The 21,936-nt window shown below is 74.3% G+C and carries 15 protein-coding genes; 11 read left to right on the top strand and 4 right to left on the bottom strand.

All coding sequences use genetic code 11. From position 1 onward, the window contains the following. Positions 1–142 precede the first annotated feature (142 nt). The gene (locus tag ACTWM8_RS04175; protein WP_357996497.1) at positions 143–1,726 is read right to left on the bottom strand and encodes an acyl-CoA mutase large subunit family protein; all 1,584 of its coding nucleotides are present in this window, start codon (positions 1,724–1,726) and stop codon (positions 143–145) included. Between the two features lie 195 nt (positions 1,727–1,921). Between ACTWM8_RS04175 and ACTWM8_RS04170 the strand changes: the two genes are divergently transcribed. Continuing rightward, complete coding sequence (locus ACTWM8_RS04170) at positions 1,922–3,994, top strand: protein kinase domain-containing protein (protein WP_446212628.1); 2,073 nt, start codon at positions 1,922–1,924, stop codon at positions 3,992–3,994. A gap of 49 nt (positions 3,995–4,043) precedes the next feature. Continuing rightward, on the top strand, positions 4,044–5,711 hold the full coding sequence (locus ACTWM8_RS04165) for a phospho-sugar mutase (RefSeq protein ID WP_446212627.1): 1,668 nt from the start codon (positions 4,044–4,046) through the stop codon (positions 5,709–5,711). 220 nt (positions 5,712–5,931) lie between these two features. Here the strand turns inward: ACTWM8_RS04165 and ACTWM8_RS04160 are convergent, their stop codons facing one another. Then, positions 5,932–6,609, bottom strand: a complete 678-nt coding sequence (locus ACTWM8_RS04160; protein WP_446212626.1) for a GOLPH3/VPS74 family protein — start codon at positions 6,607–6,609, stop codon at positions 5,932–5,934. 74 nt (positions 6,610–6,683) lie between these two features. Further along, positions 6,684–7,316: a uracil phosphoribosyltransferase gene (gene upp / locus ACTWM8_RS04155; protein WP_446212625.1), complete on the bottom strand. Its 633-nt coding sequence runs from the start codon at positions 7,314–7,316 to the stop codon at positions 6,684–6,686. Positions 7,317–7,452: 136 nt separating this feature from the next. Here upp and deoC point away from each other — a divergent pair, with 136 nt between their 5' ends. Genes deoC through ACTWM8_RS04140 form a run of 3 tightly spaced genes read left to right on the top strand, consistent with a single transcriptional unit; the run spans position 7,453 to position 10,665 of the window. Beyond that, positions 7,453–8,412, top strand: coding sequence for a deoxyribose-phosphate aldolase (gene deoC / locus ACTWM8_RS04150; RefSeq protein ID WP_446212624.1), 960 nt, complete (start codon positions 7,453–7,455; stop codon positions 8,410–8,412). Positions 8,413–8,417: 5 nt separating this feature from the next. Further along, positions 8,418–9,848 (top strand): aldehyde dehydrogenase family protein, encoded by a 1,431-nt coding sequence (locus ACTWM8_RS04145; RefSeq protein WP_446212623.1) that lies wholly within the window; start codon positions 8,418–8,420, stop codon positions 9,846–9,848. Continuing rightward, positions 9,841–10,665, top strand: a complete 825-nt coding sequence (locus ACTWM8_RS04140) for an aldehyde dehydrogenase family protein (protein ID WP_446212622.1) — start codon at positions 9,841–9,843, stop codon at positions 10,663–10,665. The genes ACTWM8_RS04145 and ACTWM8_RS04140 overlap by 8 nt, the downstream gene beginning before the upstream one ends. 7 nt (positions 10,666–10,672) lie before the next feature. Here ACTWM8_RS04140 and ACTWM8_RS04135 read toward each other — a convergent pair whose 3' ends face one another. Further along, positions 10,673–14,104 carry a fibronectin type III domain-containing protein gene (locus tag ACTWM8_RS04135; RefSeq protein WP_446212621.1) on the bottom strand — a complete coding sequence of 1,144 codons (3,432 nt, stop codon included), beginning with the start codon at positions 14,102–14,104 and terminating at the stop codon, positions 10,673–10,675. Between the two features lie 272 nt (positions 14,105–14,376). On the opposite strand from ACTWM8_RS04135, the gene ACTWM8_RS04130 reads away from it, so the two are divergent. The 6 genes from ACTWM8_RS04130 (at position 14,377) to cydC (ending at position 21,935) form a co-directional block, all read left to right on the top strand. After that, on the top strand, positions 14,377–14,808 hold the full coding sequence (locus tag ACTWM8_RS04130) for a BlaI/MecI/CopY family transcriptional regulator (protein ID WP_446212620.1): 432 nt from the start codon (positions 14,377–14,379) through the stop codon (positions 14,806–14,808). Between the two features lie 11 nt (positions 14,809–14,819). Continuing rightward, entirely contained in the window at positions 14,820–15,725 is a 906-nt protein-coding gene (locus ACTWM8_RS04125) for a M56 family metallopeptidase (RefSeq protein ID WP_446212619.1), read from the top strand. A 437-nt stretch (positions 15,726–16,162) separates the two neighbouring features. After that, positions 16,163–17,413: a cytochrome ubiquinol oxidase subunit I gene (locus ACTWM8_RS04120; RefSeq protein ID WP_446212618.1), complete on the top strand. Its 1,251-nt coding sequence runs from the start codon at positions 16,163–16,165 to the stop codon at positions 17,411–17,413. Between the two features lie 9 nt (positions 17,414–17,422). Further along, positions 17,423–18,430 (top strand): cytochrome d ubiquinol oxidase subunit II, encoded by a 1,008-nt coding sequence (locus tag ACTWM8_RS04115; protein WP_446212617.1) that lies wholly within the window; start codon positions 17,423–17,425, stop codon positions 18,428–18,430. Next, the gene (gene cydD, locus ACTWM8_RS04110) at positions 18,427–20,103 is read left to right on the top strand and encodes a thiol reductant ABC exporter subunit CydD (RefSeq protein WP_446212616.1); all 1,677 of its coding nucleotides are present in this window, start codon (positions 18,427–18,429) and stop codon (positions 20,101–20,103) included. The genes ACTWM8_RS04115 and cydD overlap by 4 nt, the downstream gene beginning before the upstream one ends. Beyond that, a complete protein-coding gene (gene cydC, locus ACTWM8_RS04105; protein WP_446212615.1) occupies positions 20,100–21,935 on the top strand; it encodes a thiol reductant ABC exporter subunit CydC in 1,836 nt (611 codons plus the stop codon). Before cydD ends, cydC begins: the two co-directional genes overlap by 4 nt. The last annotated feature ends 1 nt before the right edge of the window (position 21,936 follow it).

Here is a 21,936-nt window from a genome sequence, read left to right as displayed (position 1 = left end):
AGCTCCGTGCCGCACCGGATACCTGCACCGACGGTAGCTCCGGCGGGGCACCCCTGACGACCCCTGTCGACCCCGACCGCACACGACGGCGGCCTCCGCCGGCACCCGGGGGCACCGGCGGAGGCCGCCGTTCACGCGCTGGTCAGAAGCGGTCGCTGGGCCGGTACGTCCCCCAGACCTGGCGCAGCGTCCCGCAGACCTCGCCGACCGTGGCCCGGGCCCGCAGCGCATCCTTCATCGGGTAGAGCACGTTCTCGGTGCCCTCGGCCGCGGCGCGCAGCTCCGCCAGGGCCCGCTCGACCGCGCCGTTGTCCCGCTCGGCGCGCAGCCGGGCCAGCCGAGACGCCTGGGCGGCCTCGATCGCCGGGTCCACCCGCAGCGGCTCGTACGGCTCCTCCTCGTCGACGGTGAACCGGTTGAGGCCGACCACCACCCGCTCGCCCGAGTCGATCTCCTGGGCGATCCGGTACGCGGACTGCTCGATCTCGCGCTTCTGGAAACCCGCCTCGATGGCGTCCACCGCCGAACCGTGGTCGGCCACCCGGTCCATCAGCTCCACCGCCGCCGCCTCGATCTCGGCGGTCATCGCCTCCACCACGTACGACCCGGCGAACGGGTCCACGGTGGCGGTCAGGTCCGTCTCGTACGCCAGCACCTGCTGGGTCCGCAGCGCCAGCCGGGCCGCCTTCTCGGTGGGCAGCGCGATCGCCTCGTCGAAGCTGTTGGTGTGCAGCGACTGGGTGCCGCCGAGCACCGCGCCCAGCCCCTGCACCGCGACCCGGACCAGGTTGACCTCCGGCTGCTGGGCGGTGAGCTGCACGCCGGCGGTCTGGGTGTGGAAGCGAAGCATCATCGACTTCGGGTCCTTGGCGCCGAAGTCGTCGCGCATCAGCCGGGCCCAGATCCGCCGGGCGGCGCGGAACTTCGCCACCTCCTCCAGCAGCGTCGTGCGGGCGACGAAGAAGAACGACAGCCGGGGCGCGAAGTCGTCCACGGCCAGCCCGGCCTCCAGCGCGGCGCGGACGTACTCGACGCCGTTGGCCAGGGTGAACGCGATCTCCTGCGCGGGCGTCGCGCCGGCCTCGGCCATGTGGTAGCCGGAGATGGAGATGGTGTTCCACTTCGGCACCTCCTTGCGGCAGTAGCCGAACGTGTCGGCCACCAGCCGCAGCGAGGGCTTCGGCGGGAAGATGTACGTCCCCCGGGCGATGTACTCCTTGAGGATGTCGTTCTGGATGGTGCCGTTGAGCGCGGAGCCGGCGACCCCGGTCTCCTCGGCGACGAGCTGGTAGAGCAGCAGCAGCACCGAGCCCGGCGCGTTGATGGTCATCGAGGTGGAGACCTTGTCCAGCGGGATGCCGTCGAAGAGCATCCGCATGTCGTCGATCGAGTCGATGGCCACCCCGACCTTGCCGACCTCGCCGTGCGCGATCGGGTCGTCGGAGTCGTAGCCCATCTGGGTGGGCAGGTCGAAGGCGACCGACAGCCCCATCGTGCCGGCCCGCAGCAACTGGTGGTAGCGGGCGTTGGACTCGGTGGCGGTGCCGAAGCCGGCGTACTGCCGCATGGTCCACGGGCGGGACGTGTACATGGTGGGGTAGACCCCACGGGTGTACGGATACTCCCCCGGGCCGCCCAGCCGGGTCTCCAGCTCCTCGGGGAGGTCGGCCGCCGTGTAGACGCCCTTGATGGGGAAACCGGACTCGCTGGACCGCCGTTCGCTCATCACCGGATGGTAGGACGCGCGAGCGTGTCGATGGGTGAGGGATAGCGCACACCCCGGTCGACGGCAGGTGAGCGCGCGGGCACGTACGGTCCGGTAAGCAAAGGTGCGCCGCGTCGGGTTTCGCATCGGGCGTCGGAACCAGCAAGATAGGGGGGTTGTGTCCCAGCCCCCTCGATATCCCCCGGTGGCTTTTCTGTGACTCAGATCCCGACGTGGAGCGGCGGACCGGTCAGTCCTCCCAACGGACGCGCGGCACCCGGCACGATCATCGGCGGCCGCTACTCGCTGCGGTCCGCGGTGGGCAACGGCGGCATGGGCACGGTCTGGCGTGCCACCGACACGCTGCTGCGGCGCGACGTGGCGGTCAAGGAGGTCGTCCTGCCCCCGGGGCTGGCCCCCAGCGACCGTGCCGCGATGTACGAGCGCACCCTGCGCGAGGCCCGCGCCGCCGCGGCCATCCAGCACCCGGCCGTGGTCCAGGTGTACGACGTGGTCACCGAAGGTGGCCGGCCGTGGATCGTGATGGAGCTGCTGGACGCGCGCAGCCTCGCCGACATGGTGATCGAGGACGGGCCGGTCGCGCCCCGCGCGGTCGCCAAGATCGGCATCGCGCTGCTCGGCGCGCTGGAGGTGGCGCACGCCAACGCTGTGCTGCACCGCGACGTCAAGCCGGCCAACGTGCTGATCTGCACCGACGGCCGCTGCGTGCTGACCGACTTCGGGGTGGCCCGGATGCCCACCGACGTCCAGCTCACCACCCCCGGGATGGTGCTCGGCTCGCCGCACTTCATCTCCCCCGAGCGGGCCATGGGCCAGGAGTTCGGCCCACCGAGCGACCTGTTCTCCCTCGGCGTGACCCTCTACACCGCCGTGGAGGGCCGGCCGCCGTTCGACAAGGGCGACCCGATCGAGACCATGCACGCCGTGGTCGAGGACCCGCCGGCCACGCCGCAGCGCAGCGGGCCGCTGACCCGGGTGCTGATGGGCCTGCTGGAGAAGGACCCGGGCCGCCGCCTCGACGTGCACACCGCCCGGGCGATGCTCCGCGAACTGCTCGCCGGGCCACTGACCAGCACCGCCACCGCGGTCAACTCGGTCACCGACCCGTACGCGGTGGTGCCGGTGCAGCGCCCGTCGACGCCGCCCCCGGCGGCCGAGCCGGAGCCGAAGCCCAGCGGGCAGATCGGCGGCCCGGCCATGCTGGCTCCCGGCGAGTCGCTGACCGACCGGCTGGCCGCGCTGCGCCGGGGCGAGCGGCCGAGCCCGGCCGGGTCCGCCGCCGGGCTCGACGACACCAACGCCGACGCGCTGGCCGGCCCGCTGCACACCCCGACCGGCGCGATGCCCTCGGCGGGCCGCCCGCCGGGCACCACGTACGGCGGGGCGCCGGAGGTCACCCAGCGGTTCAGCACCGGGCACCCGGACGCGACCCAGCGCATCGGCGGCGGGCGCTCCGACGCCACCCAGCGGATCGGCGGCCACCCCGACGCGACCCAGCCGGTGTACGGCGGCGCGCCGGAGGCCACCCAGCCGGTCTACGGCGGGGGCCAGTGGTCGGTGCCGGGCACCGGCCAGCCGTGGACCTCACCGACCACCGCGCCGGGCGGGGCCACCGGCGGTGGCGCGCTCGACAAGGCCAAAGGCACCGGCGGCAAGCTGGTCGCCACGGTGCAGGGCTGGCCCCGCAAGCTCCAGCTCGCGGCGGCCGGGGGCCTGGCGGTGGTGCTGCTGATCGGCATGATCGCGATGTTCAGCGGCGGCGACGAGAAGCCCGGTACACCGGTGCAGGTCCAGCCGAGCGCGCCCGCGGCCGGCGGCGAGCTGCCCGAGATGCAGGAGCACAACGCCAGGGGCGTGCGGGTGATGGTGCCCAAGGGCTGGAAGAAGGCGGCCGGCGGCTCCTACGTCGACTACGTGGACCCGCAGGACGACGGCCGCAAGGTCCGCATCCTCGCCGAGAAGTGGAAGGGCACCCCGACCCGGTGGGCGGAGAGCGCCCAGAACTTCCTGCAGACCAGGAGCACCAGCTGCGGCGACCCGTACGAGCAGGTCGCCATGGACGAGCAGGACACCGCCGGCAAGCCGGGCGTCCAGTTCGAGTACACCTGCGGCGAGGGCGACGCCAAGCGCCACGGCGTGTGGCGGGGCGTGCTCAGCGACGGGAAGATGTACTCGTTCTACCTCTCGGCCACCGATGCCAAGTTCGCCGAGAGCAGGCCGATCTTCGACGAGATGGTGAAGTCGTTCCAGCTCACGGCGGCCGGCTGAGTCGAGGCCACCGGGACGAGGTGATCCGCCGCCGTGCTATCCATAGGCAATGGCGGCGGAAACCACTGACCTTGACGACATTCGCGACCGGGCCCGGCGTTGGCTCGACGACGATCCCGACCCGGGCAGCCGGGACGAGCTCCGCGCGGTGCTCGACCGGCTGCCGGCGAGCGCGCCGGAGCTGGCCGACCGGTTCGCCGGGCCGCTGACCTTCGGCACCGCCGGGCTGCGGGGCCCGCTGCGCGCCGGCCCCAACGGCATGAACCTCGCCGTGGTCACCCAGGCCGCGGCCGGGCTGGTCGGCTGGCTCGGCGCCCAGGGCGGCGAGGGTCCGCTGGTGATCGGGTACGACGCCCGGCACGGTTCGCGGGAGTTCGCCGAGCGCACCGCCCAGGTGGCCACCGGCGCGGGCCGGCCGGCGCTGCTGCTGCCCCGGCCGCTGCCCACCCCGGTGCTGGCGTACGCGGTCCGGCACCTCGACGCGGCCGCCGGGGTGATGGTCACCGCCAGCCACAACCCGCCGCAGGACAACGGCTACAAGGTCTACCTCGGTGCCCAGCTCGGTGGGGCGCTCGGCGCGGGGGCGCAGATCGTGCCGCCGGCCGACGCGGGGATCGAGTCGGCCATCCGGGCGGTGGGCCCGCTGACGGAGGTGCCGCTCGGCCCGGCCGGTCAGGTGCTCGGCGACGACCTGGTGGCGTCGTACGTCCAGCGGGCCGCCGCGGTCGTCTCGCCGGACGGCCCGCGCGACCTGGCCGTGGCGTACACGCCGCTGCACGGGGTCGGCGCGGCGGTGCTGACCGCCGCCTTCGCCCGCGCCGGCTTCCCGGTGCCCGGAGTGGTGCCGGAGCAGGCCGAGCCGGACCCGGCCTTCCCGACCGTGAACTTCCCCAACCCGGAGGAGCCGGGCGCGGTGGACCGGCTGGTCGCGCTCGCCGACTCGACCGGCGCCGACATCGCGATCGCCAACGACCCGGACGCGGACCGGTGCGCGGTGGTCGTCCGCGACGGTGGGACGGGCTGGCGGATGCTGCGCGGCGACGAGGTGGGCGCCCTGCTCGCCGACCACCTGATGCGGCGCGGCGTCACCGGCCTGTACGCCACCACGATCGTCTCGTCGTCGCTGCTGCGGGCGATGTGCGCGGCGCGGGACCTGCCGTACGACGAGACGCTGACCGGGTTCAAGTGGATCGTCCGGGCCGGTGGCGGGGCGCACCCGCTGGTGTTCGGGTACGAGGAGGCGCTGGGCTACTGCGTCGCCCCGGAGCACGTCCGCGACAAGGACGGCATCACCGCCGCGCTGACCGTCGCCGAGCTGGCCGCCGGCCTCAAGGCGCAGGGCCGGACGCTGACCGACCGGCTGGACGAGCTGGCCGCCGAGTTCGGCGTGCACCACACCGACCAGCTCTCGGTACGGGTCGACGACCTGCGCGAGATCGCCACCGCGATGGCCCGGATCCGGGCGGCCACCCCGACCACCCTGCTCGGGCAGCCGGTCGGCGAGGCGGAGGACCTGCTCCCCGCCTCCGACGTGGTGATCCTGCGGACCGAAGCCGCCCGGGTGGTGATCCGCCCCTCGGGCACCGAGCCGAAGCTCAAGGCGTACCTGGAGGTGGTGGAGGCGGTCGTCGACGGCGACGTCGCCGCGGCCCGCACCCGCGCGCAGGCCGCCGTGACCGCGCTGCGCACCGAGATCGCGGCGGCCCTCGGCCTCTGAGGGGGTGGCCGACCCCGAGCCGGGGCGCCCACCGGCCACCCCGGCCACCCCGGTCGACCGGACGGGACCTGCTCCTTCGCACCCTTTGCTCTGCTGCCCCGGGGGCAACAGTCAGTGCCCCGATCCGTTGCGGTGAGGGCAGCAGAGCAAAGCGTCCGGAGAGCATGCTCCCGGGCGGGGCGAGCGGCCGGGCCGGGCGGGCGCGGCGCAGGGGCGGGTGTCAGGCGCGCTTGCCGAGGGCCTGGTCGACGGCTCGGGCGAGAGCGGCGACCACCAGGCCGACGGAGGGGCGGACGACGGAGTCGTCGAGGCTGACGTTGCCGGAGAAGCCGGCGCCGCCGGCGATCTCCTCCAGGCGGCGGCGGGCGTCGGTGGCGGCGTCGCCGCTCAGGCCGAGCGCCGGCTCCATCCGCAGCACCGCGACGAGGGTGGCCAGCGCGGCGGTCCGCTCGTCGGGCAGCTGCCCGCCGGCGAGCGCCTCGGCCAGCCGCCGCCGGCTGTCGTCCTCCACCGAGGCGTCCGCCACCGGGTAGCGGTGCACCACGATGAAGTCCAGCTCGGTCTCCTCGACGTCCCGGACCACGCCCCGGGCGACCAGGTCACCGAGGATCCGGTCGCGTAGGCCGTGCCGCAGCCGCTGCACCCAGGAGGACGGGCTGTGCGGGGTGTCGGCCGCCATCCGGCCGAGCACCCCGTCGATGATCGGCTCGCCGACCGGCGTCGGGTCGGTCACCGTCAGGGACCCGTCGGCGTACGCGATCCGCCCGGCCAGGGCCAGCTCGACCAGGACGGCGGCGGCCATTCCCAGGTCGAGGCTGATCCGGGGCATGGTCGCCCGGCCCGTCTCGTCGTCGTACGCGAGCAGCAGCAGCTCTTCGGCGAGCGCAACACCAGTCATGGCCCGAGACGGTAGCGGTTGGGCGCTCGCCCGCGCGCCGACCCGCCGAGATCCGTCCCGGGACCGTGACCGGCTCAGAACCGGGGCATGCCGCCGAACTGCCGGTCACCGGCGTCGCCGAGCCCCGGCACGATGAACATGTTGTCGTTGAGCCCCTCGTCGATCGACGCGGTGACCAGGCGCAACGGCAGGCCGGACTGCTCCAGCCGGGCGATGCCGACCGGCGCGGCGAGCACGCAGAGCACGGTGATGTCGGTGCAGCCCCGGTCGGCGAGCAGCCGACAGCAGTGCTCCAGCGAGCCGCCGGTGGCCAGCATCGGGTCGAGCACCAGCACCGGCAGGCCGGTCAGGTCGCGGGGCAGCGACTCCATGTACGCGCGCGGCTCGTACGTCTGCTCGTCGCGGGCCAGGCCGACGAAGCCCATCGACGACTCCGGCAGCAGGGCGAGCGCGGCGTCGGTCATGCCCAGGCCGGCCCGCAGCACCGGCACCAGCAGCGGCGGGTTGGCCAGTCGGGTGCCCTCGGTGCCGGTGACGGGGGTCTGCACCGGGTACTTCTCGACCGGGAAGGTGCGCGCGGCCTCGTACACCAGCATGGTGGTGAGTTCGTGCAGCGCGGCCCGGAACGACGACGAGTCGGTGCGGGCGTCCCGCATGGCGGTCAGCCGGGACTGGGCGAGCGGGTGGTCAATGACGTGTACGTCCACGATCGCTCAACCTACCGGTCCGCCCGCGCCCGCACTGCAGGTGCGGGGTGACCAGCGACCCCGCTCACGTGCGGCGGCGCCGGCAGACCCGGCGTGACCATGATCACTGCGCCGCAGGATGCGTAGTATTCGGGGCATGACGGCGACAGCGACGTCGGCCCGGTCGGACCTCTCCGAGCTGGGACGATCCGAGACCGCTCTGCGGACCTTCCTGCACGGCCTGCCCGGCGTGGACCAGGTCGGCGCGGAGCAGCGGGCGGCACAGCTCGGCACCCGCTCCATCAAGACCACCGCCAAGGCCCAGGCGATCGACCTGGCCATCCGGATGGTCGACCTGACCACCCTGGAAGGCGCGGACACCCCCGGCAAGGTGCGGGCGCTCGCGGCCAAGGCTCTGCGCCCCGACCCGGCCGACCCGACCTGCCCGCACGTCGGCGCGGTCTGCGTCTACCCGGCGATGGTCCCGTACGTGGCCGAGGTGCTGCGCGGGTCCGGGGTGCACCTGGCCAGCGTGGCGACGGCCTTCCCCTCGGGTCAGGCGCCGCTGGAGATCAAGCTCGCCGACACCCGGGCGGCCGTCGAGGCCGGCGCCGACGAGATCGACATGGTGATCAACCGGGGCGCGTTCCTGGCCGGGCGCTACAAGGAGGTCTACGACGAGATCGTGGCCACCAAGGAAGCCTGCGGGGACGCCCACCTCAAGGTCATCCTGGAGACCGGCGAGCTGGCCACCTACGACAACGTGCGGCGGGCCTCCTGGCTGGCCATGCTGGCCGGCGGCGACTTCATCAAGACCTCCACCGGCAAGGTCCCGGTCGCGGCCACCCTCCCGGTGACGCTGGTGATGCTGGAGGCGGTCCGCGACTTCCGCGCCGCCACCGGGCGGCAGGTCGGCGTGAAGCCGGCGGGCGGCATCAAGACCACCAAGGACGCCATCAAGTACCTGGTTTCGGTCAACGAGACCGTCGGCGCGGACTGGCTGGACCCGGACTGGTTCCGCTTCGGCGCCTCCAGCCTGCTGAACGACCTGCTCATGCAGCGCACCAAGCTGACGACCGGCGTCTACTCCGGTCCCGACTACTTCACCCTGGACTGAGAGTGATGTTCGAATACGCTCCCGCCCCCGAGTCCCGCTCGGTGGTGGACCTGAAAGCCTCCTACGGGCTCTTCGTCGACGGCGAGTTCGTCGACCCGACCGACGGCGGCACCTTCAAGTCGATCAACCCGGCCTCCGAGGAGGTGCTCGCCGAGGTCGCCGAGGCGGGCGCGCAGGACGTGGACCGTGCGGTCCGCGCCGCCCGGGCCGCGTACGAGAAGGTCTGGGGCCCGATGCCGGGCCGGGACCGGGCCAAGTACCTGTTCCGGATCGCCCGGATCATCCAGGAGCGCTCCCGCGAGCTGGCCGTGCTGGAGTCGCTGGACAACGGCAAGCCGATCAAGGAGTCCCGCGACGTCGACCTGCCCCTGGTCGCCGCGCACTTCTTCTACTACGCCGGCTGGGCCGACAAGCTGCCGTACGCCGGCTTCGGGCCGGACCCGCAGCCGGTCGGCGTCGCGGCGCAGGTCATCCCGTGGAACTTCCCGCTGCTGATGCTGGCCTGGAAGATCGCCCCGGCGCTGGCCGCCGGCAACACGGTGGTGCTCAAGCCGGCCGAGACCACCCCGCTGACGGCGCTGCTCTTCGCCGAGATCTGCCAGCAGGCCGAGCTGCCGGCCGGCGTGGTCAACATCGTCACCGGCGCCGGCGAGACCGGCCGCGCGCTGGTCGAGCACCCCGGCGTGGACAAGGTGGCCTTCACCGGCTCGACCGAGGTCGGCCGGGCGATCGCCCGCTCGGTCGCCGGTACCCGCAAGAAGCTCACCCTGGAGCTGGGCGGCAAGGCCGCCAACATCGTCTTCGACGACGCCCCGGTCGACCAGGCGGTCGAGGGGATCGTCAACGGCATCTTCTTCAACCAGGGGCACGTCTGCTGCGCCGGTTCCCGGCTGCTCGTGCAGGAGAACGTCGCCGACCGGGTGCTGGAGTCGCTGAAGCGCCGGATGGCCCAGCTGCGCGTCGGCGACCCGCTGGACAAGAACACCGACATCGGCGCGATCAACTCCGCCGCCCAGCTGGAGCGGATCCGCGAGCTCTCCGACGCCGGGTCGGCGGAGGGCGCCGAGCGCTGGTCGCCGCCGTGCGAGCTGCCCGAGCGGGGCTTCTGGTTCGCGCCGACCATCTTCACCGGGGTCACCCAGGCGCACCGGATCGCCCGCGAGGAGATCTTCGGCCCGGTGCTGTCCGTGCTGACCTTCCGCACCCCGGCCGAGGCCGTCGAGAAGGCCAACAACACGCCGTACGGGCTGTCGGCCGGGATCTGGACCGACAAGGGCTCCCGGATCCTCTGGATGGCCGACCGGCTCCGCGCCGGCGTGGTCTGGGCCAACACCTTCAACAAGTTCGACCCCACCTCGCCGTTCGGCGGCTACAAGGAGTCGGGTTACGGTCGCGAGGGCGGCCGGCACGGGCTGGAGGGCTACCTCAATGTCTGAGCGGGTCGCGGTACGCAAAACGTACAAGCTCTTCATCGGCGGTAAGTTCCCACGCAGCGAGTCGGGGCGGTCGTATCTCGTGCAGGACGCGAATGTGTCGTTGGCCTCCCGCAAGGACGCCCGGGACGCGGTGCTCGCCGCCCGCGCCGCCGTGAAGGGGTGGGCCGGGGCGACCGCGTACAACCGGGGTCAGATCCTCTACCGGGTCGCCGAGATGCTGGAGGGCCGGCGCGAGCAGTTCGTCGCGCTGGGCGTGCCGGGCGACGAGGTGGACGCGGCGGTCGACCGCTGGGTCTGGTACGCCGGCTGGTCCGACAAGCTCCCCCAGGTGTACGGCGGGGCCAACCCGGTCGCCGGCCCGTACTTCAACCTGTCCGCGCCCGAGCCGACCGGCGTGGTGGCCGTGGTGGCCCCCGAGTCGCCGGCGCTGCTCGGCCTGGTCAGCGTGATCGCGCCGGCGATCGTCACCGGCAACACGGTGGTGGTGGCGACCTCGCCGACGCAGCCCCTCGCGGCGGTGACCCTGGCCGAGGTGCTGGCCACGTCCGACCTGCCCGGCGGGGTGGTCAACCTGCTCACCGGGAAGATCACCGAGACGGCGCCGACGCTGGCCGCGCACATGGACGTCAACGCCCTCGACCTGAGCGGCGTGACCGACGCCGAGCTGGCGGCGGAGCTGGAGGTCAAGGCGGCGCAGAACCTCAAGCGGGTGCTGCGTCCCGCCCCGGCGGGCCACGACTGGACCGCCGACCCGGGCATCACCCGGATGACCACGCTGCTGGAGACCAAGACGGTCTGGCACCCCAAGGGCGTCTGAGGCCTCCTCAGCGGCCCACCGCCAACGCCACGATCTTGTGGTCGAACGTGATGGGCGAGGGTGCCGAGCCGGAGGCCGCGTTGACCCGGTAGATCGTGCGGGAGTGGTCACCCGACTGGCACCCGAGGTAGAACACCGACTCGCTGTCCCGAGCCCAGGCGACCGGGTAGCCGGTGCAGTAGTTGGCCGGCGTCAGGCTCCACAGCCTGGCGCCGGCCGGCGAGTACCCGTACAGCCGGCCGGAGTGGGTGCCGAGCGCGATCGTCGAGCCGTCGGGTGACCACGCGGCGGGGCTGAAGCCGTCGCCGCTGGACCCGGTGTAGAGGGTCTTCTTCCCGCTGCCGTTGGTCGCGCTCGTGTACAGGGTCGGCGGCTGGGTCGCGGTGGTCATCGCCCACCGGTCGTTCGACGGGTTCCAGGACGGCGGCCCGTCGGAGCGTCGCGTGGAGATCCGGGTGGGTGTGCCGCCCCCGGCGGGCACCAGGTAGATGCCGTCGGTGGGACAGGTGGACCAGCCGAAGGTGCTGCTACGGCTGAAGCTGATGGTCGCGCCGTTCGGGGACCACACCGGGAACTCGTCGAAGGTGAAACTGCCGCATTGCCGGTCCTGAAAGGTGAGCTGGCGGTCCTGCCCGGTGGCGATGTTGCGGACGAAGAGCGGAATTGCGCCGTCCGGCGCCACACGCTGGTAGACGATCTCGGTGCCGGCCGGGTTGACCGCCATGCCGATCGGCGTCCCGGTGAAGGTCGCGCCGATCTGTCGCTTGGCGCCGCCCCGGTCGTCGGTCTGCACGAGCCGGAGAGACGAGTAGCAGTCGGTGCTCAGGCACTCCACGGCGTAGAGGTGCTGCGGCCACGGGGCGTGGGCGAGCACCTTGCGGTAGCGGAGGATCGACGGGTTGCTCTTGTCGAAGTTGAGCGAGGGCAGGGCGATCCCGGCCCCCGCGTCCAGACCACCGGTCAGCGTCCACCACGGCTCGGCCGCCGGGTTGGCCGAGAGCTCGACGACGATGCCGGCCGTCAGGTACGGGCCGGCCAACCCGTACAGGAACAGTTCGAGCCGCGGACCGACGCTCGCCGTCACCGACGCTCCGCCGGAGAGGGTGGGCGGCGTGTAGCTGAAGCTGCTGCTGGTCTGGGCGATCGGGCGGAGACCGGCGTCGGACCAGGACAGCCCCAAGGTGCCGGAGGCGTGCTGGGAAGCACCCGTGGTGACCTGCGCGCTGACGGTGCCGTTGGCGGAGAGGTAGAACTGCAGCTGCGGGGTGACCACCACCGGCACCGGCCCGACGTTGAAGGTGATCGGGGTGAACCGGATCGGGGTGGGCAGCAGTGCCACCGGGCCGAGCTTGCAGCCGCTGGCCGCCTGTGCGGTGGCGGTCAGCGAGGCGTCCTGGGTGAGGGTGCCGGTGAAGGTCGCCGACTTCACGGAGAACCAGCCCCACTCGACCGAGAGGTCGACGGACGGGCTGACGCTGACGCTTCCGACCACGGTGACCGAGCCACCGCCCGAGCAGCTCACCGCCTTGTTGATCGCCTGCCCCACCGCACTGACCGACTCACCTCCGGCGAGGCGGCGCTGGATCCGGTCCGGCGTCAGTGCCGCCTGACCCGGCCCGACCGCGGCGCCGGCGGGGACGACGTCCTCGGCGGAGAGCGGCGCCGACACCGAGAAGTGGCCGGCGCCGAAGGCCTCCTGGAGCGTCGCCGGCTCGGTGGTGAGAACCGGTTGGCCCTGCTCATCGGTGCCCGTGTCGGTGACCTTCACCAGCAGCCCGTCCGGGGTGGCGGGGGCCACGCCGGCCGTGAGCACTTCGCCGACCTCCGGCACGGTCGCCTCCGGCGCCAGGACGACCTCGCGGGTACCCCCGGGCGCGCCGGTCACGGCCTCGACGTCGCCGGGCCGGGCCTGCTGGGTGCTGCTGGGCGCCGCGCTGTCGCCGAGGAAGTAGCCGACCACGTCGACCAGGACGTGCGTGTCGCCGGCGCGGTTGTAGACGAGCATCCGGCCATCGGTACCGAGCGGGGCCACCGAGAGGTTGGGCACCGTCCTACCCGCCGTGAAGTTGAGGTCGGACGCACCGGGTCGGGCGGTGAGCGACGGGTAGACGGTCAGGAAGCCGGCGCTGGTCGGCCCGACGGCCGTGACGTTGGCGATGATCCCGGTCGGCGGGACCGGTGCGGTCGCGGCTGGCAGGCCGGCATGTCCGGCCGCCGCGACCGACAGTGCCGCGCCGGCGGCGACCGGCGCCTTGGGGGCGCCCAGCCCGACGCGCGTGTCGACGATCCGGGTGGGTGGCACGGTGGCCAGGTAGCCGCCGCCGGCGGAGGGGTCCGAGCCGTCGCTGAACCACCCGGTCACGTCGATGACGAGCGGAGTCGAGCCGGCCCGGTTGTAGAAGCTCACCCTGCCGTCGCTGCCCACCGGCACGATCACCCGGTTCGCGACGACCTGCCCGCCCGCGAAGTTGACCGTGGACGCCGTGGGTCGCGGCTGCCCCGCCGGAAAGGCCGTCACGAAGCCGGCGGCGGTCGACCCCGCCACGGTGGTGTTGAGCACCACCGCCGACACACCGGCGGCCGGCACCCCGCCGGCGCCGGTCACCTGGAGGTCGAGCCGGCCGTCGGGGCCGGGAGTGGCGCCCCCGAGGCCGACCCGGGTGTCGGCGAGCCGGGCGGGACTGAGGCCGTGGAACAGGCCGGCGGCGGGTGACGCGGAAGCGGCGGTGGAGAACCAGCCCGCGGCGTCGGCCACCAGCTGGGTCGTGACGGACGAGTACAGGACGACGGTGCCGCCCTGTCCCACCGGCACCACGACCAGGTTCGAGACCGTCTGGCCCTTGAGGAAGTTGACGTTGGACGCCGTCGGCCGGGCCGTCCCGCCCGGGTACGCGCTGACGAAGCCGTTGCCCGCCGGCCCGGTGACGGTGACGTTCAACGCCACGGCCGCCACGTTCGTGGCGGGAATGCCGCCCCGGCCCGTCACGGTGAGGGTCACCTGCCGGGTGGCCCCCGTGGGCGCGCCCATCCCGGACCGGGTGTCGAGCAGCCGGGCCGGCGGGACGGCGGTGAGCGAGCCACCCGGGGCGGTGACGGTGACGGTGCGTTCGGCCGGGGTGGCGGGCGACACGTCGGTGCCGGCCAGGGCCGCGACCTGCGCGACGTACGCCGTGTTCGGACGGATCCCGGCCAGTACCGCCTGGTCCGCGCCGGCCGGGACGTCCAGGGACAGCCCGACGGGAATGGTGCTGACGCGGTAGCCGGTGACACCCGTGGTGTCCGGTGGGGGCGTCCAGCTCACCCGGATGGCGAGGCCGTCGACCGCGGCGGCCACCCCGGTGGGGGCGGCGGGTTCGGCAGCGGCCGCCGGCGTCGCGCCGAGCGGTACCAGCAGCGCCAGGGCCGACACCACGGCCAGGCAGCGAACGCGAGCCCTCATGGCCGCCTCCTTCGCAGATTAGAGGTCGTCTATCAGGCGGAAGTGGTGTCGGAAAGGTGGTGGTCCGGCACAGGACAGCGCCACCACCCAGGTCGGGCTGAACGGCTACGGCCGGCATCGATCGACTGTCGCCGGCACCGCCCTCATCGGCCGGCCCCGGCTCGCCTGACCGTCCGCCGCGCGTCGATGGGCCACCAACTGGTGGGTGCGGTCGCGTCGACGGGCACCCCCGGGCCCGGCCGGTGACCTACTACGCGAGGTAGGATTGCGGGGTGACTCGGCTGGGTGATCTCGAACGTGCGGTGATGGACGTGCTGTGGGACTCGGTCCCCGCCACGTCGGACGGAGTGACCGTGCGCGAGGTCGCCGACGCTCTCGACGGCCGTGAGCTGGCGTACACCACGGTGATGACCGTGCTGGACCGGCTCGCCGGCAAGGGCATGGTGCAGCGCGAGCGGGAGGGGCGGGCCTGGCGGTACCGGGCCGCGGCCAGCCGCGAGGCGCACATCGCCCAGCTCATGCTCGACGCGCTGGACCTCGGCGGCAGCCGGGACGCGGCGCTGGTCCGCTTCGCGCGCTCGGTCACCGGGACGGAGGCGGACGTGCTCCGCGCGGCGCTGGGCGCCGAGGCCGGGCTGACCGACCGGGTCGAGGACCCGCGGGCCGGCCGAGCCAGGCGGGCCGACGAGGCCACGGACAGGTAGGGGCGGCAGCCGTGGCCTTCGCCGTGCACTTCGCCGCGTCGATGCTGGCCTGCTACCTGACCGCGCAGGTCCTCGCCGGGTCCACCTGGACGTGGCGCGCCCCCCGGGTCGCGATCGTCTGCTGGCAGGCGGTCGGGCTGGCGCTCGGCCTCTCCGCGATGGGCCTGCCGATGGCGCTCGGCCTGGCCCCGTACGACCGGCCGACCGGCGGCGCCCTGTTCGCCCTGGCCACCGACCTGAGCCACGGCACGCTCCCGGCCGGGCTGGGCGCCGTGCACCTCGGGCTGGTCGGCGTCGGCTTCGGCATCGGCGCCGTCCTGCTCACCACGACCGTCCGCAGCATCCACGCCAGCGTCCGCGCGCAGCGCCGCCACCGGGACCTGCTCACCCTGGTCGCCCGCCGGGATCCCACCGTGCCCGGCGCGCTGGTGCTGGACCACCCGAGCGCGGCGGCGTACTGCCTGCCCGGGGTGAAGCCCCGCGTGGTGGTCAGCGCCGGCACGTTGAGCCTGCTCGACCGGGCCGAGCTGGCGGCGGTGCTCACCCACGAGCGGACGCACGCGCAGGAGCGGCACGACCTGGTGCTGCTGCCGTTCACCGCGCTCTGCCGGGCGCTGCCCTGGTTCCGCTGGGTACGCGACGCGCATGAGCGGGTCGCCCTGTTGGTCGAGATGCGCGCCGACGACAAGGCCCGCGAACTGCACGCCGAGGCGCCGCTGGCGGGCGCGCTGCGCCGCTTCGCGGCCTGCGGGGACCGGATCACCCCGGCCGGGGCGCTCGGCATGGGTGACCGCGACCTGGACGCCCGGGTGCAGCGGCTGATGGTGGCCGACCGCCCGCCCCGTCTGATCGGGGCCGCCGCGCTGGCGGTGGCGACCACCCTGGTCGCGCTGCCGATCTCCCTCTTCCTCAGCTGACCCGGGCCTCCCTCCCCGGCCGAGCCGGACGTTCACCCGCCGGCTGAGCCGGATCCTCGCGCGCCCGGTTCGCCGTTGCGCCACCCGACCTGCCCCGGCAGGGGAGCCGGCGGCGACTTGCGGCCACTTACGGGATGGGCGCGCGCCGGCCACACCCCTGTCCCACCCGCTTTGCTCTGCTGCCCCGCCGGCAACACCGGAGCGCTCCCAGTGTTGCCGTCACCGCAGCAGAGCAAAGCGGGTGAAGGGGTGCCCTTGGCCCGCCGGCACCGGCCCCCCCGACCGTGATGGCGATCGAGCCACATCTTCGAGGCCAGCTCGGCACCACATCTACTACAGACTGTCGTAACATCCTGTACGACGATGTGTAGTAGATATGCGTAGTGGAACTACGTGTAGGGTCGCTACGACAAGCGAGCCAACCCTGGAGAGCGGTCATGGACACCCTGCTCCTCGCGCGCCTGCAGTTCGCCACCACCACCTCGATCCACTTCCTCTTCGTGGTGGTCACCCTCGGCCTGGTCACCCTGCTGGTGGGCCTGCAGACGGCCTGGTTCCTCACCGGCAACCCGGCCTGGGAGCGCCTGACCCGCTTCTGGGGCCAGCTCTACGTGATCAACTACGTGCTCGGCATCGCCACCGGCATCGTGATGGAGTTCCAGTTCGGGCTGAACTGGAGCGGCCTGTCGCGCTACGTCGGCAACGTCTTCGGGGCGCCGCTAGCGATCGAGACGCTGCTGGCGTTCTTCCTGGAGTCCACGTTCCTCGGCATGTGGATCTTCGGTTGGCACCGGCTGCGCCGCGGGGTGCACCTCGCGCTGCTCTGGGGCGTCGCGCTGACCGCGTACGCCTCCGCCTTCTGGATCATGGTGGCCAACTCCTGGTTGCAGAACCCGGTCGGCTACGAGCTGCGTGACGGCGTCGCCCACCTCACCGACTTCACCGCGCTGCTGACCAACCCGACCCTCGGCATGGCGTTCGGGCACGTGGTCGCCGCCGCGCTGCTCACCGGCGGGGTGCTGATGGCCGCCGTCAGCGCCTGGCATCTGATCCGCCGGACGCCGGACTTCGCGCTGTTCCGCACCTCGCTGCGGATCGGGCTGGTCACCGCCGCCGTCGCGGTGACCCTGGTGCAGGGCTTCGGCTTCGCTCAGTTCGGGCCGGTCGGGCAGGCACAGCCGACCAAGTTCGGCGGCGGGCCGGAGGCCGACGCGCTGGTCGCCGAGTGGACCGCCCGCTTCGGCCCCGGCGACTACAGCCCGCCGGTGCTCTCCAGTGTGGGCCTCGGCTTCATGATCCTGATCGGCTTCACCCTCGGCTGCGTCTGGTTGCTGCTCCCGCTGCTCTGGCGGGACTGGGTGATCCGGCTGCGCTTCCCGCTCTGGCTGATCCTGTTCGCCCTGCCGCTGCCCTTCGTCGCGGTGGTCCTGGGCTGGATCGCCCGCGAGGTCGGCCGCCAGCCCTGGGTGGCGTACGGGCTGCTCCCCACCGGGCAGGCCGTCTCCGGGGTGGACGTCGGGGTGATGCTCGCCTCCCTGATCGGCTTCAGCCTGCTGCTCGGCGCCCTCGCCGTCACCAACTGGACGCTGCTCGCCCGGCACGCCGCCCGGGGCGCCGCCGATCCCGCGCTCGGCCGCCCGCCCGGCCCTGCCGACGACGACGCCCGCCCCGAACCCGCCTTCGCCTAGGAGACGACCGTGGAACTCGCCTGGTACGCCCTGCTCGGGCTCTTCTTCGCCACGTACCTGGTCCTCGGCGGCTACGACTACGGCGTCGGGCTGCTGCTGGCGAGGGGCACCGACCCCGCCCGCCGACGCGCGGCGCTCACCGCGCTCGGCCCGTTCTTCCTCGGCAACGAGGTGTGGCTGGTCGCCGCCGTCGGCACCCTCTTCGGCGCCTTCCCCACGCTGGAGGGCGAGCTGCTCTCCGGCTTCTACCCGGCCGTGGTCGGGGCGCTGGTCGGGGTGATCCTGGTGACCGCCGGGGTGCAGCTGCGCAGCCGGCCGACGGCCGAGGCGACCCGCGCCCGGTGGGACCGGGTGGTGGTCGCCGGGAGCGCGCTCGCCGCGCTGGGCTGGGGCGCGCTGCTCGGCGGGCTGCTCCAGGGCGTACCCCGACACGCCGACGGCCACGTCGCCGGGGTGACCCACCTGGCCACCCCGTTCGCCGCCGCCGCCGCGCTCGCGATGCTCGCCCTGGTCGCCGTGCACGGTGCGACGTTCCTCACCCTCCGGCTGCCGGCCGCCGACGCCGCGGCGATCGGCCGGCTGGCCCGCCGGCTGGTCCCGGTGGCACTCGCCGCGGTCGCCGCGGCCACCGTCCTGGGCCTGCTCTCCGAGCGGGTACGCGCCGCCGCGGCGCGCCCACTGTTCGCCGTACTCCTGCCGTTGTCGCTGGTCGCGGCGCTGCTGGTGGCGCGGGCGGCGCTGCGCCGGGGGCGGCCCGGCGTGGCCTTCGCCGCCACCGGCGTGGCACTGGCGCTGCCGGTGGCGCTGGTCGGGGCGACCCTGTGGCCCTCGGTGCTGGTCTCCACCGTCGACCCGGCCGCCTCGCTCGGCGTCGCCGACGCGGCGGCCAGCGGCCCGACGTTGCGGCTGCTGGGCTGGCTGACGCTGCCGCTCCTGCCGGCCCTACTAGGCTTCCAGGCGATGTGCTGGTGGGTTTTCCGGGGACGGACCGACGGCAGGGCACCGGTGTACTGGTGAACCGCCGTCCCTTCGACCCGCGTCTGCTGCGTCGGGTCCCCGCGGCCCGGCGCGACCTCGCCGTGCTCGCGGTCCTGGGTGGGCTCACCGCGCTGCTGGTCGTGGCGCAGGCCACCGCGCTGGCGGCGTTGCTGGCGACCGCGATCGACGGCCGGCTCGACACGGTCGCGCTGGCCGGTTTCGTCGCCGCCGTCGGCGCACGCGCACTGGTCGCCTGGGCGCAGGGCACCGTCGCGGCGCGAGCGGCGGCCACCGTGAAGGCGACGCTCCGCGCCGACCTGCTCGCCGCCGTCGGCCGGCACGGGCCGGGCTGGGTCGCCGGGCAGCGCGCCGGTCAGCTCGCCACCCTCACCGGTCGGGGCCTGGACGCGCTGGACGCCTACTTCACCGGCTACCTCCCGCAGCTCGTGCTCAGCGTGACCGTGCCGCTGGCCGTGCTGGCCCGGCTGGTCCTGGCCGACTGGGGCTCGGCGCTGATCATCGCGCTGACCATCCCGCTGATCCCGGTCTTCGGCGCGCTGCTCGGCTGGCAGGCGCAGGCCGCCACCGAACGCCAGTGGCGACGGCTGTCGCTGCTCGGCGGGCACTTCCTCGACATGGTCGCCGGGCTGCCCACGCTGCGCGCCTTCGGCCGGGCCCGGGCCCAGACCGACGTGGTGCGCCGGATGGCCGACGGGCACCGGGTCGCCACGATGAAGACCCTGCGGATCGCCTTCCTCTCCGCGCTGGTGCTGGAGCTGGTCGCCACCCTGTCGGTGGCGCTGGTCGCGGTGCCGGTCGGCATCCGGCTGCTCTCCGGCGGGATCACCCTCTCCACCGCGCTGCTGGTGCTGCTGCTCACCCCGGAGGCGTACCTGCCGCTGCGGGCGGCCGGCAGCAAGTTCCACGCCAGCATGGAGGGCCTCACCGCGCTGGACGAGGCGCTGACCGTCTCCGCCGCCCCGGCCGCCGCCCCGGCCGGCGAGCGGGTCCCGGCGCCGGACGGCCACGGCGAGATCCGCTTCACCGACGTGACCGTGGCGTACGAGCGGACCACCGCGCTGCGGGAGGTCAACCTGACCATCCGGCCCGGCGAGCGGATCGCGGTCATCGGGCCGAGCGGCGCCGGCAAGAGCACCCTGCTCGGCCTGCTGCTCGGCTTCGTCACCCCCACCTCCGGCCGGGTCACCGTCGACGGCGTCGATTTGGCCGAGGTCGACCGGGACGCCTGGCGCCGGCAGGTCGCCTGGGTGCCGCAGCGGGCGCACCTCTTCGCCGCCTCGCTCGCCGACAACATCCGCCTCGGCGCCCCCGACACCCCGGACGCGGCGCTCGCCACGGCGGTCGCCGACGCCGCGCTCCAGGACGTGGTCGCGGACCTGCCCGACGGGCTCGCCACCACGCTGGGCGAGCGCGGGCACGGCCTGTCCAGCGGGCAGCGGCAGCGGGTCGCGCTGGCCCGGGCCTTCCTCCGGGACGCCCCGCTGGTGCTCCTCGACGAGCCGACCGCCCGGCTCGACAGCGCCAGCGAGGCGGTGGTGCTGGCCGCCACCCGGCGACTCGTCGCGGGACGTACCGCGCTGCTGGTCGCGCACCGGCCCGCGCTGCTGGCGGACGCCGACCGGATCCTCCGGGTCGAGGACGGCCGGGTCACCGAGCTGACCCCGATCCCCGCCGGGGAGGCGACCCGATGACCACCGGACCCGTCCGCCCGGAAGGCCGCGACACCGGCGGCCCGACCCCGGCGGAGCTGCCACCACCGGCCGGCGCCGGCACCGTGCGCACCGGCGCGGAGCGGACCGTGCTGCGGCTGGCCCGGCCGTACCTGGGCCGACTGGCCGGCGCGGGGCTGCTCGCCGCGGCGACGGAGTTCGCCGGACTGGCGCTGATGGCTACCGCCACCTGGCTGCTGATGAGCGCCGCCGGCCGGCCGCCGCTGGACCGGCTCACCGTGGCCATCGTCGCGGTCCGGGCACTCGCCATCAGCCGGGGCGTCTTCCGCTACACCGAACGACTCGCCGGCCACGACGCCGTGCTGCGCATGATCACCGACGTGCGGGCCCGGGTCTTCGCCACCCTTGCCGCCCGTCGGGGGCCCGCCGGACAGCGGTCCGGGGACGCGCTGAGCCGGCTCGTCTCCGACGTGGAGGCGGTCCAGGACCTGCTGCTGCGGGTGCTCGTCCCCGGGGCCGCCGCCGCGCTGGTGAGCCTGCTGGCCGTCGGCGGGGCCGCGCTGATCTCGCCGCCCGCGGCAGCGGTGCTCGCGGTGGGCCTGCTGGCCGCCGGGGTCGCGCTGCCCGTACTGGCCACCGCGCTGACCCGGCGGGCCGCCGACGAGGTCGCGCCGCTGCGCGGGGCACTCGCCACCGACGCCGTCGACCTCACCCACGGCGCCGCCGACCTGGCCGCCTTCGGCGCCACCAGGTACGCGCTGCGGGCCGCCACCGACCGCGCCGACCGCCTGGCCCGGCTGGAACGCCGGCTCGCCCGGACCGGGTTCGCCGTCGACGCGGCCGGGGTGCTGGTCGCCGGGCTGACCGCCGCCGGCGTGGTGCTCACCGCGCTGCGCGCCGGAGTCGACGGGGTGCTGGTCGGCGTGCTGGCCGTCGGCACCCTCGCCGCGGTGGAGATCGCGCTGGCCCTGGTCGGCGCGGCCCGGCAGCGCACCCAGCTGCGCGCCGGCCTCGACCGGGTCGCCACGCTGCTCGACACCCCCGCGACCCCGGCCGCTCCCCGCGGCGGGGCGACGGTGGCCTCCCGGGCCGAGCACGACGTGCGGTTCGACGGGGTGACCGTGCGCTACCGGGAGGGCGCCGCCCCGGCCCTGGACGGCGTCGACCTGGATCTTCCGGCCGGCCGCCGGGTCGCCGTGGTCGGCCCGAGCGGCGCCGGCAAGAGCACCCTGGCCGCCGTGCTCACCGGCGCGGTGCACCCCGACGCCGGCCGGGTCACCCTGGACGGGGTGGACCTGTCGGCGTACCCGGCCGAGGAACTGCCCCGCGCCATCGGCGGGCTGCTCGCCGAGGCGTACGTCTTCCACGCCTCCGTCCGGGACAACCTGCTGCTCGGCCGGCCCGCCGCCGGCGAGGAGGAGCTGGCCGCCGCCACCCGGGCCGCCGGCCTGCTCGACTGGGTACGCGAACAACCGGACGGCTGGGACACGGTGGTCGGCGAGGAGGGCGGCCAGCTCTCCGGCGGCCAGCGGCAGCGGCTCGCCCTGGCCCGGGCGCTGCTCGCCGCCCCGGGCGTGCTGGTGCTGGACGAGCCCACCGAAGGGCTCGACCCGGCCGCCGCCGACGCGGTGCTCGCCTCCGCGCTGGCCGCCACCCCGGCCGGGCACACGGTGCTGCTGATCAGCCACCGGCTCAGCGGCCTCGACGGGCTGGACGAGATCGTGGTGCTCGACGCCGGACGGGTGATCCAGCGCGGCCGGCACGCCGAGCTGATGGCCACCCCGGGCTGGTACCGCGACCAGTGGCTGCTCCAGGCGGCGGCCGAGCGCGGGTATCTCGCCCTGGCCCCCTGAG

This window comes from Micromonospora sp. IBSANI012 (assembly GCF_052814045.1).
Note: the sequence above shows the minus strand (reverse complement) of the source record. Positions and strands in the feature narration are given on the sequence as shown.

Coding starts and splice junctions, on each gene's coding strand:
- ACTWM8_RS04145 (WP_446212623.1), top strand. CDS start 8,418: ATGTTCGAATACGCTCCCGCCCCCGAGTCCCGCTCGGTGGTGGACCTG.
- ACTWM8_RS04175 (WP_357996497.1), bottom strand. CDS start 1,726: ATGAGCGAACGGCGGTCCAGCGAGTCCGGTTTCCCCATCAAGGGCGTC.
- deoC (WP_446212624.1), top strand. CDS start 7,453: ATGACGGCGACAGCGACGTCGGCCCGGTCGGACCTCTCCGAGCTGGGA.
- ACTWM8_RS04135 (WP_446212621.1), bottom strand. CDS start 14,104: ATGAGGGCTCGCGTTCGCTGCCTGGCCGTGGTGTCGGCCCTGGCGCTG.
- ACTWM8_RS04160 (WP_446212626.1), bottom strand. CDS start 6,609: ATGACTGGTGTTGCGCTCGCCGAAGAGCTGCTGCTGCTCGCGTACGAC.
- ACTWM8_RS04140 (WP_446212622.1), top strand. CDS start 9,841: ATGTCTGAGCGGGTCGCGGTACGCAAAACGTACAAGCTCTTCATCGGC.
- cydC (WP_446212615.1), top strand. CDS start 20,100: ATGACCACCGGACCCGTCCGCCCGGAAGGCCGCGACACCGGCGGCCCG.
- ACTWM8_RS04120 (WP_446212618.1), top strand. CDS start 16,163: ATGGACACCCTGCTCCTCGCGCGCCTGCAGTTCGCCACCACCACCTCG.
- ACTWM8_RS04165 (WP_446212627.1), top strand. CDS start 4,044: ATGGCGGCGGAAACCACTGACCTTGACGACATTCGCGACCGGGCCCGG.